The 16831-nt window shown below is 73.2% G+C and carries 11 protein-coding genes; 5 read left to right on the forward strand and 6 right to left on the reverse strand.

Translation table 11 applies throughout. The annotated features are described in order from the left end of the window. Positions 1-24 precede the first annotated feature (24 nt). A complete protein-coding gene (locus tag IO30_RS0138220; protein ID WP_078904936.1) occupies positions 25-1977 on the reverse strand; it encodes a serine hydrolase domain-containing protein in 1953 nt (650 codons plus the stop codon). Between the two features lie 146 nt (positions 1978-2123). On the opposite strand from IO30_RS0138220, the gene IO30_RS0138225 reads away from it, so the two are divergent. After that, positions 2124-3230 (forward strand): NAD(P)H-dependent flavin oxidoreductase, encoded by a 1107-nt coding sequence (locus IO30_RS0138225; RefSeq protein ID WP_031151039.1) that lies wholly within the window; start codon positions 2124-2126, stop codon positions 3228-3230. A 12-nt stretch (positions 3231-3242) separates the two neighbouring features. Further along, a complete protein-coding gene (locus tag IO30_RS0138230) occupies positions 3243-4811 on the forward strand; it encodes an acyl-CoA synthetase (RefSeq protein ID WP_031151042.1) in 1569 nt (522 codons plus the stop codon). Between the two features lie 85 nt (positions 4812-4896). On the opposite strand, the gene IO30_RS46555 is transcribed toward IO30_RS0138230, so the two are convergent. Beyond that, positions 4897-5628: a hypothetical protein gene (locus IO30_RS46555; RefSeq protein ID WP_051902847.1), complete on the reverse strand. Its 732-nt coding sequence runs from the start codon at positions 5626-5628 to the stop codon at positions 4897-4899. Between the two features lie 282 nt (positions 5629-5910). On the opposite strand from IO30_RS46555, the gene IO30_RS0138240 reads away from it, so the two are divergent. Then, positions 5911-7065: a calcium:cation antiporter gene (locus IO30_RS0138240; RefSeq protein ID WP_031151046.1), complete on the forward strand. Its 1155-nt coding sequence runs from the start codon at positions 5911-5913 to the stop codon at positions 7063-7065. 51 nt (positions 7066-7116) lie between these two features. On the opposite strand, the gene IO30_RS0138245 is transcribed toward IO30_RS0138240, so the two are convergent. Next, entirely contained in the window at positions 7117-9573 is a 2457-nt protein-coding gene (locus IO30_RS0138245; RefSeq protein WP_202205033.1) for a penicillin acylase family protein, read from the reverse strand. Positions 9574-9801: 228 nt separating this feature from the next. Between IO30_RS0138245 and IO30_RS0138250 the strand changes: the two genes are divergently transcribed. Then, positions 9802-11304: a fatty acyl-CoA synthetase gene (locus IO30_RS0138250; protein WP_031151049.1), complete on the forward strand. Its 1503-nt coding sequence runs from the start codon at positions 9802-9804 to the stop codon at positions 11302-11304. Positions 11305-11332: 28 nt separating this feature from the next. On the opposite strand, the gene IO30_RS0138255 is transcribed toward IO30_RS0138250, so the two are convergent. The 3 genes from IO30_RS0138255 to IO30_RS0138265 all read right to left on the reverse strand — a co-directional run bounded on the left by IO30_RS0138255 (position 11333) and on the right by IO30_RS0138265 (position 15464). Then, complete coding sequence (locus tag IO30_RS0138255) at positions 11333-12208, reverse strand: YhjD/YihY/BrkB family envelope integrity protein (RefSeq protein WP_037896386.1); 876 nt, start codon at positions 12206-12208, stop codon at positions 11333-11335. Positions 12209-12320: 112 nt separating this feature from the next. Further along, positions 12321-13628 carry a phenylacetate--CoA ligase PaaK gene (gene paaK, locus IO30_RS0138260; protein WP_031151053.1) on the reverse strand — a complete coding sequence of 436 codons (1308 nt, stop codon included), beginning with the start codon at positions 13626-13628 and terminating at the stop codon, positions 12321-12323. A gap of 204 nt (positions 13629-13832) precedes the next feature. Then, positions 13833-15464, reverse strand: coding sequence for an acyl-CoA synthetase (locus IO30_RS0138265; RefSeq protein WP_031151055.1), 1632 nt, complete (start codon positions 15462-15464; stop codon positions 13833-13835). Between the two features lie 187 nt (positions 15465-15651). Between IO30_RS0138265 and IO30_RS0138270 the strand changes: the two genes are divergently transcribed. Then, on the forward strand, positions 15652-16452 hold the full coding sequence (locus IO30_RS0138270; protein ID WP_031151057.1) for a crotonase/enoyl-CoA hydratase family protein: 801 nt from the start codon (positions 15652-15654) through the stop codon (positions 16450-16452). The last annotated feature ends 379 nt before the right edge of the window (positions 16453-16831 follow it).

Below are 16831 nucleotides of genomic sequence, written 5' to 3' on the forward strand. Positions count from 1 at the left end.
CGCGAGCCCGGCCCCGGGGCCAGGTCAGTCCGCCGACCTGGTCCAGCCCTCCGCCTCGACGCGGGCCGCGTCGGCCGGACGGTCCTCCGAGAAGAGCAGGCCCGAAGGCTCCGCCACCCGGACGGCATCCACGTAGACCCCGCGGCCGACGTAACGCCCCGTCGCGGTGTGCCGGAAGCGCAGCCGCAGTTCGCGGCCCGCCCGGGCGGCGGTGAGCGGGGCCTCCAGGCGGTGCCAGACGCGGCCGGACCAGCCTCCGGCCGTGCCCCGCGGCCACTGTTCGGCGGCGCCGCCGGTGGAGCGCACCGTGCTGAACGGCAGCGGCTCCCAGGTCCCGCCGTCGGGGCGGACTTCGAGGTGGAAGGCGCCCTCGCCGGGAACGGTGTCCCACCACACGGCGCAGCGCAGCCGGGCGGCGCCGGTCGCCGGGGTCACCGGCGGCAGGGTGAGGGTGCCCGAGCTGCCGGGCGTGATCCCGGAGAACCAGGCCGGGCCGCCGTGCCGGGTGCGGACCGGGACGGCGCGGGCGAACCGGTTGCCCACGGCGACGCGCGGCGCGCTGCCGGCCCGCCAGGTGCGTACGGGGTGGACGGAGTTGCCGAGGAGGACGAGGAAGGAGTCGGTGGAGGGGTCCAGGACCAGGGAGGTGCCCGTGAACCCGGTGTGCCCGGCGGAGTGCGGGGTGGCCATGGCCCCCATGTACCAGTGCTGGTAGAGCTCGAAGCCGAGACCGTGGTCGTCGCCGGGGAAGGAGGTGTTGTAGTCGGTGAAGAGGAGTTCCACGGAGGCCGGGCGCAGGATGCGCCGGCCGGCGTAGACACCGCCGTCGAGGAGGGTGCGGGCGAGGACGGCCAGGTCCCAGGCGGTGCCGAAGACCCCGGCGTGGCCTGCGACCCCGCCGAGGGCGTACGCGTTCTCGTCGTGGACCTCGCCCCACACCAGCCCGCGGTCCAGGCCGGACCAGGGCGGGCGCTGCACTTCGGTGGCGGCGGTGACCCGGCGCCAGGAGAGCGGTGGGTTGTAACGAGTGCGGTGCATCCCGAGCGGAGCGGTGATCTCGTCGTGGAGCAGCGCGTCCAGAGTGCGGCCGGTGATCCGTTCCAAGAGCAGTTGCAGCGAGATGAGGTTGAGGTCGGAATACCGGTACACGGTCCCAGGAGTCTCCTGAGGCCGCACCGACCACAGCAGCCTCAGCTGCCCCTCGCGGGTGGACTCCTGGTAGAAGGGCGCCCAGGAGCGGAGTCCGGAGGTGTGCGTGAGGAGCTGGCGGACCGTGACCACCTCCTTGCCGCCGCCCGTGAACTCCGGCAGGTAGCGGCGTACCGGGGCCTCCAGCTCCAGGCGGCCCCGTTCCATCTGCTGCACGGCCAGGATCGAGGTGAACAGCTTCGTGAGCGAGGCCAGGTCGAAGACGGTGTCCTCGGCCATCGCGATCCGCTCGGCCGCCGGGAACTCCCGTACGCGGTCGGTCCGTCCGTCGTAGTCCGCGTACCGGACGGCGTCGCCCATGGCACGGTGCAGGGCGACGGTGCGGCCGCGGCCCGCGAGGACCACGGCCCCCGCGTAGTAGGGGTGTTCGGGGGAGGGGCCCAGGAACCGCCGCGCCTCGTCCGCCACCCCCTCCAGATGCCGCTCCAGCAGCCCCGCCTGACGCGCGGAGCCGTACCGCAGCCGTAGCCCCTGCAGGGCCCGCCGCTCGGCCGGGCTGCCGGCGGCGCCCGCCGCGCCTGCTGATCCGGGCAGCGCGGCGTGCAGGACGAGCACCCCGCCGAGGGCGAGCAGGCGCGCTCCCAGCCGCCGCCGGCTCAGCCCGCCGCCGACCCGGCCCCCCGGCCGTGCGTCCGCCGCGTACCCGTCGGCCGCGCGGTTGCCGCCCGGGCCCTCGCTGTCCGGCCCTGGCCCGTCCGGGGTGCCGTCCGGCGTGCTTCCGTCCGCCGTGGTCCCGGCCGGTGCCCCCGTGTGCTGCTGACTGCCCATGTGCGGCCCTCCTGTCCCTGCCTGCGCACGCTAGTGGGTATGTGCCCGCCCGCCGCCCGCGCCCGCACCGCCCGGGCCGCAAAGAATCTGACACTGCATCAGAAAATCTCTTCCCTCGGCCGCCGGGCTGCGGCATCCTGCGGGCCATGGAGACGGAGCTGAGCAAGAAACTGGGAGTCGAGCACGCCATCTTCGGCTTCACGCCCTTCCCGGCGGTCGCCGCCGCGATCACCCGTGCAGGCGGCTTCGGCGTACTCGGTGCGGTCCGCTACACGGCCCCCGACGACCTCAAACGCGACCTCGACTGGATGCAGGAGCACACCGACGGCAAGCCCTACGGACTCGACGTCGTCATGCCCGCGAAGAAGGCCGTCGACGGCATCAGCGAGGCCGACATCGAGGCGATGATCCCGGCCGGGCACCGCGAGTTCGTCCGCGACACCCTCGCCAAGCACCACGTGCCGGAACTCGCCGAGGGAGAGGCGTCCGGCTGGCGGATCACGGGCTGGATGGAACAGGTCGCCCGCAACCAGCTGGACGTCGCCTTCGACTACCCCATCAAACTCCTGGCGAACGCGCTGGGTTCCCCGCCCGCCGACGTCATCCGGCGCGCCCACGACCACGACGTGCTCGTCGCCGCCCTCGCCGGCAGCGCCAAGCACGCCCTCCGCCACGCCGAGGCGGGCATCGACATCGTCGTCGCCCAGGGCTACGAGGCCGGCGGTCACACCGGCGACATCGCCACCATGGTCCTGGTCCCCGAGATCGTCGAGGCGGTCGCCCCCCTCCCGGTGCTCGCGGCCGGCGGCATCGGCAGCGGCGAACAGATCGCCGCCGGACTCGCCCTCGGCGCCCAGGGCGCCTGGCTCGGCTCCCTGTGGCTCACCACCACCGAGGCCGACCTCCACTCCCGCGCCCTGACCGAGAAGCTGCTCGCCGCGGGATCCGGCGACACCGTCCGCTCCCGCGCCCTCACCGGCAAGCCCGCGCGCCAGCTGCGCACCGAGTGGACCGACGCCTGGGACGACCCGGAGGGCCCCGGGGCACTCCCCATGCCGCTCCAGGGGCTGCTGGTCGCCGAGGCCGTCTCCCGGATCCAGAAGTACGAGGTCCAGCCGCTGCTCGGCACCCCCGTCGGCCAGATCGTCGGCCGGATGAACACCGAACGTTCCGTCCAGGCGGTCTTCGACGACCTGACCCGCGGCTTCGAGAAGGCCGTCGACCGCATCAACCGCATCGCCGGACGAGCCTGAGGAGGCCGGGAGATGACCGAGAGCACGCCCCAGCAGCAGCCGCCCAACGGGTTCTGGGCCCAGGCGGGCGCCGACCCCGGCCGCACCGTCCTGATCACACCCGAGGGCGAGGCGTGGAGCGCCGGCCGGCTGCACGCCGACGTCAACCGGCTCGTCCACGGACTGCGCGCCGCGGGCCTGGAACGCGGCGAGGTCTTCGCCGTCGTCCTCCCCAACGGCGTCGAGTTCCTCACCGCCTACCTCGCCGCCTCCCAGGCCGGCTTCTACCTCGTCCCCGTCAACCACCACCTCGTCGGCCCCGAGATCGCCTGGATCGTCTCCGACTCGGGGGCCAAGGTCCTCATCGCCCACGAGCGGTTCGCCGACGCCGCGACCGCCGCGGCCGACGAGGCCGCGCTGCCCGCCGGCGCCCGCTACGCCGTCGGAACGGTCCCGGGCTTCCGCCCGTACGGGGACCTCCTCGACGGCCGGCCCGGGACCGTCCCCGCGGACCGCACCCTCGGCTGGGTCATGAACTACACCTCCGGAACCACCGGGCGACCCCGCGGCATCCGCCGCCCGCTGCCCGGCAAGCTCCCGGAGGAGACGTACCTCGGCGGCTTCCTCGGGATCTTCGGCATCCGCCCCTTCGACGGGAACGTCCACCTGGTCTGCTCGCCGCTCTACCACACGGCCGTCCTCCAGTTCGCGGGCGCCGCACTGCACATCGGGCACCCCCTGGTGCTGATGGACAAGTGGGCACCCGAGGAGATGCTGCGCCTGATCGACGAACACGCCTGCACGCACACGCACATGGTGCCCACCCAGTTCCACCGGCTGCTGGCGCTCCCGCAGGAGACGAAGGACGCCTACGACGTCTCGTCCATGCGGCACGCCATCCACGGAGCCGCGCCCTGCCCCGAGCACGTCAAACGGGCGATGATCGACTGGTGGGGCCGGTGCGTGGAGGAGTACTACGCGGCGAGCGAGGGCGGCGGGGCCTTCGCGACCGCCGAGGACTGGCTGAAGAAGCCGGGAACGGTCGGCAAGGCCTGGCCGATCAGCGAACTGGCCGTCTTCGACGACGACGGCAACCGGCTGCCCCCGGGCGAACTCGGCACGGTCTACCTGAAGATGAACACCGGCGGCTTCAGCTACCACAAGGACGAGGGCAAGACGAAGAAGAACCGCATCGGCGACTTCTTCACCGTCGGCGACCTGGGGCTGCTGGACGAGGAGGGCTACCTCTTCCTCCGCGACCGCAAGATCGACATGATCATCTCGGGCGGGGTCAACATCTACCCGGCGGAGATCGAGTCGGCCCTGCTCACCCACCCGGCGGTCGCCGACGCCGCGGCCTTCGGCATCCCGCACGACACCTGGGGCGAGGCGGTCAAGGCGGTCATCGAACCCGCGGAGGGCTTCGAGGCCGGGGACGCCCTGGCCGCGGAGATCCTCCACCACTGCGAACGCCGGCTGGCCGGCTACAAGCGCCCCAAGACGGTCGACTTCGTGGAAACGATGCCCCGCGACCCCAACGGCAAGCTCTACAAGCGCCGCCTGCGCGACCCGTACTGGGAGGGCCACGAACGCCCGATGTGACGGCACATACGGACGCCCCGACTCGGGAGCGTCCGTATGCAGCGCGCCGTACGCAGGATGCAGGCGCCGGGCGCCGGGTGCCGGGTCAGCCCGTGGAGATCCAGCCCAGTTGGCCGCCGGAGGTCTGGCCTTCGCAGTTCGTGTTGTTGGACTCGAAGAACTCGCGCTGCTTGCCGACCATGCAGCGCATCAGCGGCTGGGTGCCCACGCCCGCGGGCTGGCCCGGGTAGAACCAGCCGAGCCGGGAGACGTAGGTCTGGCCCTCGCAGTTGACGTCCCCCGAGAGGAAGTTGTCCTTGCGGACGACGCAGTGGTACAGCGGGACCGTGCCCTCGCGCGGGCTCGTGTACAGCTGGCCGAGGCTGCCCTCGACGGAGTAGCCCGGCGGGACGTTCCAGACGGTGCTGATGTGCTCCCCGGTCGGGCCGATGAGCCGGTTGAGGCTGCGGGTGGGGGCGGTCACCGCCGGTTCGCCGCTGCACGTGGCCTTGATCATGGCCTGCCAGTAGTTCGCGGCCACGTAGTGGTAGAGCGGGCCCTCGGTCACCCGGCACTGGGAGCCGCTGAAGCCGGCGTCGGCCGCCTGACGGTTGAGGGAGTCGTAGGCCGCGGCCGCGGCGATGTTCTGCGGGCCGCCCCCGATGCCGGTGAGGTAGACGTTCACGGGGCCCACGGCAGCGGCCGCCGCGGGCGCTGCGGCGGACGGGCCGGCGGCAGGCGCGGCGCCGGCCGGTGCTGCGGCGGCCACGGTCGCGGTCGCGGCCAGTGCGGCGGTCGCGGAGAGGAGGGCGGTGCGTAAGCGGGATGTGCGGCGCAAAGCAGGTCTCCTGGTCGTCGGCCCCGGCGCCGGTGGGCGGCCGGGGGGTGAGCGACAGCGCATACCGCCCGATCGGCGGCAACACCGGCATTCCATCTGCTACCGGCCGCCCGGGGCCAGCCGTTCTTCGGCCGATCCTGACGACGCGCCTCGGCCGACCCGACGCGCACGGGGCCCGTCAGGGGGTCGGCGCGCCCGGGAGTTCGTGAGAAGGGCCACGTCAGGGCCGCTGGGGCGCGCCTTGCGCCGCACCGGGGGGACAGTTCTGGCAACTTGGCTCATATGAGTACGGCAACGCATAGATCGCCCCTGACCGACTGGACCGTCGTGGTCCCCGTGGTGGCCCTCGCCGCGCTCGCCTTCAGCTGGGGACGCGACCTGCCCTCATGGGCGGTGGCCGTCGTCTCGCTGTGCCTCGCGGGCGCGGTGCTGGCGGCCGTCCACCACGCCGAGGTCGTCGCCCTCCGGGTCGGCGAACCCTTCGGGTCCCTGGTCCTCGCCGTCGCCGTCACCGTCATCGAAGTGGCCCTCATCGTCACCCTGATGGCCGACGGCGGGGACAAGACCGCCTCGCTCGCCCGGGACACCGTCTTCGCCGCCGTCATGATCACCTGCAACGGCATCGTCGGCCTGTCCCTGTTCGTCGGTGCCCTGCGCAACCGGGTGGCTGTCTTCAACGCCGAGGGCTCCGGTGCCGCCCTCGCCACCGTCGCCACCCTCGCCGTCCTCAGCCTCGTCCTGCCGACCTTCACCACGTCCAAGCCCGGCCCCGAGTTCTCGACCGCCCAGCTGACCTTCGCCGCCGTCGCCTCGCTCGCCCTCTACGGACTGTTCATCGCCGTGCAGACGGTCCGTCACCGGGACTACTTCCTGCCCGTGGACACCAAGAGCCACCGCGAGGAGACCGTCCCCGCGACCGCCTCCGCCTTCGCCGCGCCCTCCGCCGCCGGCGAGGACGAGGACCACGCCGAACCGCCCACCTCGCGCGCCGCGCTGATCAGCCTCGGCCTGCTGTTCGTCGCGCTCGTCGCCGTCGTCGGCGATGCCAAGGCCGTCTCCCCGACCATCGAGGCGGGCGTCGCCCGTGCGGGTCTGCCCAACGCCGTCGTCGGCGTGATCATCGCCCTGCTGGTCCTGCTGCCCGAGACCCTGGCCGCCGTACGCGCCGCGCGCCGCGACCGCGTCCAGACCAGCCTCAACCTGGGCTACGGCTCCGCCATCGCCAGCATCGGCCTGACCATCCCCGCCATCGCCCTGGCCTCGGTCTGGCTCTCCGGCCCGCTCACCCTCGGCCTCGGCCCGGTCCACATGGTGCTGCTCGCCCTCACGGTCGTCGTCGGAGCCCTGACCATCGCGCCCGGCCGCGCCACGCTGCTCCAGGGCGGCGTCCACCTCGTCGTGTTCGCGGCCTTCATCTTCCTCGCCATCAGCCCGTGACCGCCGCCGGACCGGCGGGACCCCGCGAGGCCCCGCCGGTCCGGCCGCCGGTCAGCGGCGTTCGCGCGCCCACACCACCTTCAGGCGCGGCGAAGCGAGGATGTCCCGCTCGCAGAACCTCGACGTCACCCAGCGTTCCTGCGAGAACAGCCCGGTCTGGTCCGCGTGGAACGGCGAGTTCGGGTTGGACGACTGGCTGAACGTCAGCAGGGTGCGCGCCACCGGGCAGCGGCTGCCGTCCCAGCCGACCGCCTGGACGTGACTGGAGCCGTGCACGACCTCCGCGTAGCCGCCGGCCGCCGCGTTCCACTGCGCCTCGATCTTGTTCCATACGCCGAGGGCCTCGGTGCCGCCGCCCACCGGCAGCTTCTGCCCGCCACGGACGACGAACTGGTGCTCGCCCAGCGGGGCGTCCAGGGCGATCCCGGCCGCCCTCAGCTCGGCGACCGTGTCCGCGAGGGCCCGCGCGACACCGGGCGCCGCCCGGTTGAGCGTACGGGGAGTGCCGACGGGATCGGCCGCCGAGAACGGCACCAGCCACAGGTCCTTGGCCGGTGTCGACGCCGTCAGCTTGCGCCAGAACCGGTCGAAGAGCAGCGCACCGCGGCTGTCGGCGTCGGCCGTACGGTCCCAGCCCGCCAGCACCGGGCAGGCCGCCGACACGTCCACCGCAGAGCCGTCCCCGGCCGTCGCGGTCCCCCCGGGCAGGGCCGCGCAGGCGGCGGCCGCGTCGGCCGCCGCCAGGTCACCGGCCGGAGCCCGGTCGGCGAACTGCTGGGCCTGGAGGTCGGCCACGGTCAGCCGTCCCTTCGCGGCCATCGCCGCCACGTCCTCCACCGCGCCGCGCGTGCGCAGCGAGCGCGGGGTGCCCTCGTTGCCCCAGACCCGTTCGTAGCCGGTCAGCGGCTGCTGTGCGTTGGCCAGCCAGGCGCTGTCGTTGGAGTTCTCGGCGTACGGTGCGTCGCGCAGCGTGGGCGCCTTGCCCGGGCCGAACACCCCCGGCTGGACCGCGTCCGGGTCCGAGCCGAGCGCGCAGTCGCTGCGGGAGCCGTCCAGGACCGCGAGGCCCGAGGCGGGGTAGGTGGCCCGGCCGAGCGGGGTGGAGCAGCGGGCGGCGAGCTCGTCGGTGATCCGGGGCAGGACCTGGGACTGGGTGAAGAGCGTGCCGCCCGCTGAGTCCGCCGCCACCGTGTTGACCCAGGGCAGCCCCTGGGTGCGCCGCAGGGCCTCCTGGATCCCGGCCACCGACCGGGACCGGCTCATGGCGAGCGCGGTGTCGGAGCCGCGCAGGTTCGCGGCGTTGGGGTCGTTCAGCGCGTAGGCCGTACCGGCGGTCCACGGCAGGGGCAGGCCCGCGCCGAGGCCGGTGACGACCGGGCCGTAGCGGGTCCACCACTGGGTACGGGTGACCGGATCGCCGCCCGGCACCGGGACGGTGACGGTGCGCGGGGTCATCTTCTCCGGCTTCCCGTCGACCAGGTAGGCGGTGGGGTCGGCCGGGTCGAGGGCGAGCTGGTGCAGGTTGAGCGGGGTGCCGGTGGACACGGTGTGGCTCCAGGCCACCTTCTCGTTGAAACCGATGTTGACCACGGTGGTGCCGAGCAGGGAGCCGCCCGAGACGTTCAGTTCGCCCGGGATCGTCTGCTGCGACTGCCAGAAGCGGCGTCCGCCGTGCCAGGGGTAGTGCGGGTTGCCGAGCAGCAGGCCGCTGCCGGACTTCGTGGTCGACCCGGCGAAGGCCACCGCGTTGGAGCCCCTGTCGTAGCGGGTGGTGTCGAAGAACTCCCGGGCGGCCTCCGCGGCGGCGGCCGGGTCGATATCCGGCTGCGGGGCGGTGGGGGCGCCGGGGGCGGCGGCGGGGCCCGGCGGCCGGGCGGCCGTGATGCCGTCGATGCCGCGCCCCTGGCCGCCGAGGACCGACACCGCGAAGCCGCGGGCGGCCACGTCGGCGGCGGTGACCGGGCGGACCCAGCCCGTGCCCTTGCAGGCCGGATCGGTGACCGGGTTCTGTGCGAGCCACGCGTTGTAACCTGCGGCCCAGCCGCGCATCAGCTCCTTCACCTTCCCGCTGGGTCCGGCGGGGGCGGGGGCGGCCAGCAGCTTCTCGACGGTGCCCGCTTCGCGTACGCCCTTGAAGTACAGGTCGCTGGAGAGGTTCTTCGTGGCGGAGGACAGCGAGCCGTCGGGAGCCGCGTCGGGGCCGAACCAGCGGGAGCGTTCGCCCGCCACGGTCACGAAGCCGTCGGCGAGGATGCAGACCTGGTCGGCGGCCTGGGCCCAGCCGGTGCCGAAGCCGAGGTCCGCGTAGTCCTTGGCGAGGATGTGCGGAATCCCGTGCTCGGTGTAGCGGACGACCGCCGAGAGCCTGCCGGCGGACGCGGCCTCGGCGTCGTCGGTGGCGGCCGCGGCCTGCGGCACGGCAGCGGTGGCGGCGAGCAGGGCGGCGCCCAGCAGGGCGACGCGGCGGCGTAGGGGGCGTAGGGGTCGGTGTGCATCTAATGGGCGCAACGTGTCTCCCAAGTGGCCTGCGGTCGGGCGTGGTTGCCCGTGAAACCGGTGGTGCTGGGGTCGCTCGTCCCACACTCACGCAGGTCACCCGACGATCTGTCAACATCCCGTTTGGTATCCACCGCCCGGTGGTCGGCGGGGTGGAGTTGGGCTAGGTTGCGGCCGGAGTCGGGCGCCAGGGCTCCGCTCACGATGCAGTCCCCGAACTGACAGGCGGTGACCCGGGTGATGACGGAAGTGCGGCACAACACGGTCGACGGACTGGTGCGGGACAGCGCGCGACGGACCCCGGACCGGACGGCGGTGCGCTACCGGGACCGGAGCTGGAGCTACGCCCGCCTCGACGCCGCGGTGTCCACCGCCGCGGCCCAGCTCAGGACGGACCACGGGCTGGCCCCCGGCGACCGGGTCGCCACCTTCGCGCACAACAGCGACGCCTACCTGATCGCCTTCCTCGCCTGCGCCCGCGCGGGACTCGTCCACGTCCCGGTGAACCAGAACCTGACCGGCGAGGACCTCCGGCACGTCCTGCGGCATTCGGGGAGCTCGCTGGTCCTCACCGACCCCGAGCTGGCCGACCGCGTGCCCGAGGGGTACGGGGTCCGGCCCCTACGGGCGCTGGCGGACCCGCAGGCGCAGCAGAGGCCGTACGAACGCAGCAGCGACCCGCAGGCCGTGGTCCAGCTGCTGTACACCTCGGGGACCACCGCCCTGCCCAAGGGCGCGATGATGACGCACCGGGCACTGGCCCACGAGTACGAGAGCGCCATCGAGGCACTGGACCTGGCCGAGGGGGACCGGCCGGTGCACTCGCTGCCGCTCTACCACTCGGCGCAGATGCACGTCTTCCTGCTGCCGTACCTGGCGGTGGGGGCGCAGAACACGATCCTCGACGCGCCCGTCGCGGAGCAGGTCTTCGACCTGGTGGAGGCGGGGCGTGCGGACAGCCTCTTCGCGCCGCCCACGGTGTGGATCGCCCTGGCCGGCCATCCGGAGTTCGGGCGGCGCGACCTGGGCGCCCTGCGCAAGGCGTACTACGGGGCCTCGATCATGCCGGTCCCGGTCCTGGAGCGGCTGCGGGCCCGGCTGCCGGGGCTCGGTTTCTACAACTGCTTCGGGCAGAGCGAGATCGGGCCGCTGGCCACGGTCCTGGGGCCCGGGGAACACGAGGGGCGGCTGGAGTCCTGCGGGCGTCCGGTGCGCCACGTGGAGGCGAAGGTCGTCGACGAGCGGGGCGAGGAGGTCCCGGCGGGGACGGCCGGCGAGGTGGTCTACCGCTCGCCGCAGCTGTGCCTGGGCTACTGGAACGATCCGGAGGCGACGCGGGAGGCCTTCCGGGACGGCTGGTTCCGCTCGGGCGACCTCGCGGTACGGGACGCCGAGGGGTACTTCACGGTCGTCGACCGGCTGAAGGACGTCATCAACTCGGGCGGGGTGCTGGTCGCCTCCCGGCAGGTGGAGGACGTGCTGTACGGCCACCCCGGGGTGGCCGAGGCTGCGGTGATCGGGCTGCCGGACGAACGGTGGATCGAGGCCGTCACGGCGGTGGTGGTGGCCCGCGGGGAGGTCACGGAGGCGGACCTGCTGGCCCATGCCCGCAAGGAGCTGGCCCACTTCAGGGCTCCGAAGCGGGTGCTGTTCGTGGAGGCCCTGCCGCGCAACGCCAGCGGCAAGATCCTCAAGCGCGAGCTGCGCGAACGGTTCGCCGGCGCCCCGGGCGCACTCGGCTGACGGCCGGGCCTGCGCCGGGGCCGGTGGGTCAGGGGCGATGCGATCCGGGGCCGTGGGAATCGGGGCCGTGGGGGGCGGGGTCATCGGCGGGAAGGATTCCGCTGGTGCGCAGACGCTTGAGGGTGAGGTGTTCGTGCACCAGACGGCCCACCAGGGCCCCGCCGTAGACCACGAAGCCGACGCCGACCAGCCAGGACTGGACGACGAGGAGGGTGCCGAAGGGGCCGTAGGTCACGGCATTCGAGGCGATCAGCGGGGAGAACACCAGCTGGGAGAAGATCCGCAGCCCCAGCAGCCCGAGGCTGGTCGCCACCGCTCCGGGGACCAGGGCCCGCCAGCGGACCCGGCCGCCGAGCAGCAGCCGCTGCGAGCCCCAGAAGAACACGCAGGTGCCGAGCAGGTCGCCCAGGGTGCCGAGGACGGTGCCGACGGCTTCGTCGGACGGCGCGGGGATCGCGACGAGCAGGGCGAGGTAGCAGACCAGCAGCGCGAGCCAGACGACGTGCCGCCACATGGTGTGCCAGCGGGCGGTCGGAAGGTCCCACACCTTCTCGTAGCCGGTCTGCACGGCCGAACCGAAGGTCAGGCCGAATACGGCGAGGGCGGCCAGACCGAAGGCGGTCGTCCGCTCCAGGGCCAGGTCGGCCGCGCCGAACACCATCTCCACCCGGGCGCGCGAGGACTCCGTGACCCCGAGGGCCTGGCCCAGCCACCGGCCGAAGCCGGAACCGCTGCCGGGTGCAGCGGCCGCGACGACCACCAGCAGGGGCACCAGGGTGAGGAACCCGAGGGCGGCGAAGCCCATCGCCCGGTGCATCAGCTCCATCTCCCGGCCACGGCTCCAGGCCAGCCCGGCAGGGGAGCCCTGGAGCCGGTCGTGGAGCCGCCGGAAGATCGAGGTCACGCCTCATGCACTACCCGCAGGGCCGTCCCGGCTCCCGGGAGCGGCCTCGAAGTAGGCCCGAAGGGGTGGTTTCAGTGGTCCGTGGGCGGCCGGAAGAGGCCCGGTGCGTGTCTCAGGGCTTCCCTCCGTCACGGAGGTCCACCAGCCGTCTGATCTTCCCCACCGAACGCTCCAGCGTCTCGGGGTCGACCACCTCCACCGCCACGGAGATCCCGATGCCTTCCTTGACCGCCCGGACCACCTGGGCCGCCGCGGTCTCCCGCTCGGCGGACCCGGTCTCCCGCCGGGCCTCCACCCGGACGGTCAGGGCGTCCATCCGGCCCTCCCGGGTCAGCCGTAGCTGGAAGTGCGGTGCCAGCCCGGGCGTGCGCAGGAGGACCTCCTCGATCTGGGTCGGGTACAGGTTCACCCCGCGCAGGATGATCATGTCGTCGGTGCGGCCGGTGACCTTCTCCATCCGGCGGAAGGACGGCCGCGCGGTGCCGGGCAGCAGCCGCGTCAGGTCCCGGGTGCGGTAGCGCACGATCGGCATGGCCTCCTTGGTGAGGGAGGTGAACACCAGCTCGCCGGGCTCTCCCTCCGGCAGCACCGCGCCCGTCAGCGGGTCGATCACCTCCGGGTAGAAGTGGTCCTCCCAGATGTGCAGCCCGTCCTTCGTCTCGACGCATTCCTGCGCCACGCCCGGTCCGATGACCTCGGACAGTCCGTAGATGTCCACCGCGTCGATGCCGAGCCGTTCCTCGATCTCCCGGCGCATCTCCTGCGTCCAGGGCTCGGCGCCGAATATGCCGGTCCGCAGCGAGGTGGCGCGCGGATCGATGCCCTGGCGCTCCATCTCGTCCAGCAGGGTCAGCATGTACGAGGGGGTCACCATGATCACCTCCGGCCGGAAGTCCTGGATGAGCCGGACCTGCCGGTCGGTCATCCCGCCGGAAGCGGGGACGACCGTACAGCCGAGGCGCTCGGCGCCGTAGTGGGCGCCGAGGCCGCCGGTGAACAGTCCGTAGCCGTAGGAGATGTGGACGAGCTGGCCCGGTCTCGCGCCCGCGGCCCGCAGGGACCGGGCCACCACGTCGGCCCAGGTGGAGAGGTCCCCGTCGGTGTACCCGACGACGGTGGGACGTCCGGTGGTGCCGCTGGAGGCGTGGATGCGGCGGACCTCGGGGCGCGGGACGGCGAACATGCCGAAGGGGTACTGCTCGCGCAGGTCCGCCTTGGTGGTGAAGGGGAAGAGGGCGAGATCGGCGAGGGAGCGGCAGTCGTCGGGGTGCACCCCGGCCTTGTCGAAGGCCTGCCGGTAGTGGGGCACCCGGTCGTAGACGCGGTGCAGGGTCGCGCGCAGCCGCGTCAGCTGGAGCGCGGCCAGCTCGTCGGGGCCCAGCCGCTCGCCCTGGTCCTGGAGATCCGCGTACGCCGTCATGCCGTCACCTCATCATGAGCCACCCGACCGATCATTCGGTAGATTGCCGGACCCTGACGGGGAAATCAATGACTCGAACGAGTGATCGCCTGAATTGGTGGCCGCAGGCGCACCTCGCGCGCCCGGGCCAGGACCCGGCGGGGCGGGGTCCTGGCCCGGGTCGGGGGCCGGCCGGTCGGGGGCCGGGGTACTGCGGGTCGGGGACTAGTGGGCGGAGTCCGCCTCCGTCGCCACCGTCTTCGCCCAGCGGTAGTCCGCCTTGCCGCTGGGCGAACGCTGGATGGCGGGCGCGATGACCAGCTGCCGCGGGATCTTGTACCCCGCCAGCCTGGTCCGGCAGTGCGTCTGGATCTCGTCCAGCGAAGGCGTCCGGGCGCCCTCGCGGACCTGTACCACCGCGGCCACGTGACTGCCCCACGTCGGGTCCGGGACACCGGCCACCAGGGCGTCGTACACGTCCGGATGGGACTTCAGTGCCTGCTCGACCTCCTCCGGGTAGACCTTCTCGCCGCCCGTGTTGATGCACTGCGAGCCGCGGCCGAGGACGGTGACGATGCCCGCCTCGTCGACGGTCGCCATGTCCCCGAGCAGGACCCAGCGCTCCGTGCCCTTCTGGAAGAAGGTCTCCGCGGTCTTGGCCGGGTCGTTGTAGTAGCCCAGCGGGACGTGGCCGCGCTGCGCCAGCCGTCCCGGCTCGCCCACCGGGACGGGCTCGTGCGTCACCGGGTCGACCACCTGCGTGCGGTCGTTGACCTCGAGGCGGAAGCCCTTCTCCGGGCCGGAGTCGTCCGTCGCCCTGCCGTTCGAGCCGGACTCCGACGAGCCGAAGTTGTTCAGGAGCAGCACGTTCGGGACGAGCCGCTGGAACTCGGCCCGCACCGTCTCCGACATGATCGCGCCCGAGGAGGAGACGCTGAACAGCGAGGACAGGTCCGTCCCCGCGAGCGGGCCGTTCAGGGCGTCGATGAGCGGCCTGAGCATCGCGTCGCCCACCAGGGACACGCTCGACACCTTCTCCTTCTCGATGGTGCGGAGCACCTCCTCGGGCGCGTACTTGCGGTGGATGACCACCCGCTGGCCGTAGTTGAAGGCGATGAACGAGGTCAGCGTCGACGTGCCGTGCATCAGCGGGGGAGCCGGGAAGAAGGTGAGGCCGTCCCCGCGGGCCGCGACCCGTTCGGCCAGTTCCTCGGGCCGCTTCACCGGCTCGCCGGTGGGTTCGCCGCCGAAGAGCCCGGCGAAGAAGAGGTCCTCGGCCCGCCACATGACGCCCTTGGGCATCCCCGTCGTACCGCCGGTGTAGATGATGAACAGGTCGTCGGCGCTGCGGGCCGGGAAACCGCGCCCGGGCGAACCGGCCGCCTCGGCGTCCTCGAAGGCGACGGGCGCCAGTCGCGGCTCGGGTGCGCCCGGCGGGACCGTGCCGACCCGGACCAGGTGCCGCAGCCGGGGGGTCTGCGGCAGCGCGGCGGCGACCCGCGCGGTGAACTCGCCCTCGAAGACCAGCGCGGCGAGGTCGGCGTCGTTGTAGAGGTAGACCAGCTCCTCCTCGACGTACCGGTAGTTGACGTTCACCGGGACCAGCCGGGCCTTCAGGCAGGCCAGCACGGTCTGGAGGTACTCGATCCCGTTGTACAGGTGCAGGCCCAGGTGCTCGCCGGGCTCCAGCCCGCTGTCCAGCAGGTGGTGGGCGATCCGGTTCGCCGCGGCGTCCAGTTCCGCGTACGTCAGGCGGCGCTCGGCGCCGGTCCCGGGGTGGTCCACGTACACGAGGGCCTCGCGGTCAGGGACCACGTCCACGACCGACTCGAACAGGTCGGCAAGGTTGTACTCCACCGTTCCTCCTGACCGCGGGAGTTCCCATGGCTGGCCCCATGGGTGGTCTGCTCGGCGGTCATTAGAGCGCCGCCGGACCCAACTGGGAAGGGAGCAGCCCAAGAAATCTGACTGAGTGTCAGAAAACTATTGAACTGCACCCGCCCCTACTGCAACCTGTTCTAGGTCTTGAGACGGGAGGACGGCAATGGGTGGGACAGAACACCTGACCGTGGAACGGCACGGCGCCACGCTGGTGCTCACCATGAACAGGCCCGAGGCGAAGAACGCGCTCTCGCTGCCGCTGCTGGTGGGCCTGTACGACGGGTGGCTGGAGGCGGACGCCGACGACACGGTCCGCTCCGTCGTCCTGACCGGCGCGGGAGGGGACTTCTGCGCCGGCATGGACCTCAAGGCCCTGGCCGGGAAGGGGATGGCGGGCGACCAGTACCGGGACCGCCTGCGGGCCGACCCCGACCTGCACTGGAAGGCGATGCTCCGCCATCACCGGCCGCGCAAGCCGGTGATCGCGGCCGTGGAGGGCTACTGCGTGGCGGGCGGCACCGAGATCCTCCAGGGCACCGACATCCGGGTCGCGGGTGCGGGCGCCACCTTCGGGCTGTTCGAGGTCAAGCGCGGCCTCTTCCCGATCGGCGGCTCCACGGTGCGGCTGCCGCGCCAGATCCCGCGCACGCACGCCCTGGAGATGCTGCTGACCGGCCGCCCGTACTCCGCGGACGAGGCAGCCCGGATCGGCCTGGTCGGGCAGGTGGTGCCCGACGGCACCGCACTGGAGAAGGCCCTGGAGATCGCCGAACAGGTCAACGCGTGCGGGCCGCTCGCCGTGGAGGCCGTCAAGGCGTCCGTGTACGCGACCGCCGAGATGACGGAGACGGAGGGGCTGGCCGCGGAACTCATCCGGGGGTGGCCGGTCTTCGACACGGCGGACGCGAAGGAGGGCGCGCGCGCCTTCGCCGAGAAGAGGCCGCCGGTGTACCGGCGGGAGTAGCCCGGCACGGTCCCTGCGGGGCCTTGCGGAGGGACGGCGGGCAGGTACGGGCGCCCGCGGGGCCCGCCGGGGCTCCCGCCCCGCGCGCTGCCGGGGCCCCGGGGCCCGGGGCGGCCCGTCCCGCTCCCGCGGCTCCGGCCCCGCCTCGGACCGGGACTCCGACTCCGGCCCCGACCCCGTTCCCCGGGCCCGCCCGGGACCAGGGGCTCCGCCTCCAGCCTGCCGCTCCGGATCCGGGCCCACCCCGTACCCGGTGACCAAGGGCCGCCCCGGAGCCCGTGCCGAGGCTCGGGACCGTACCCGGGGCCACCGGGTACGGGCCTCGCTCTCGGGGCCGCCTCCGAGCGGGGACGCCGCCCCCGCCTCCGCGCTCCGGTCC

This window comes from Streptomyces xanthophaeus, assembly GCF_000725805.1.
Lineage (GTDB): Bacteria > Actinomycetota > Actinomycetes > Streptomycetales > Streptomycetaceae > Streptomyces > Streptomyces xanthophaeus.

What these genes read in the sequence shown, in the direction of transcription:
- IO30_RS0138230 (WP_031151042.1), top strand. Translation starts at nt 3,243, where the DNA reads ATGACCGAGAGCACGCCCCAGCAGCAGCCGCCCAACGGGTTCTGGGCC.
- IO30_RS0138250 (WP_031151049.1), top strand. Translation starts at nt 9,802, where the DNA reads ATGACGGAAGTGCGGCACAACACGGTCGACGGACTGGTGCGGGACAGC.
- IO30_RS0138225 (WP_031151039.1), top strand. Translation starts at nt 2,124, where the DNA reads ATGGAGACGGAGCTGAGCAAGAAACTGGGAGTCGAGCACGCCATCTTC.
- IO30_RS0138270 (WP_031151057.1), top strand. Translation starts at nt 15,652, where the DNA reads ATGGGTGGGACAGAACACCTGACCGTGGAACGGCACGGCGCCACGCTG.
- IO30_RS0138220 (WP_078904936.1), bottom strand. Translation starts at nt 1,977, where the DNA reads ATGGGCAGTCAGCAGCACACGGGGGCACCGGCCGGGACCACGGCGGAC.
- paaK (WP_031151053.1), bottom strand. Translation starts at nt 13,628, where the DNA reads ATGACGGCGTACGCGGATCTCCAGGACCAGGGCGAGCGGCTGGGCCCC.
- IO30_RS0138240 (WP_031151046.1), top strand. Translation starts at nt 5,911, where the DNA reads ATGAGTACGGCAACGCATAGATCGCCCCTGACCGACTGGACCGTCGTG.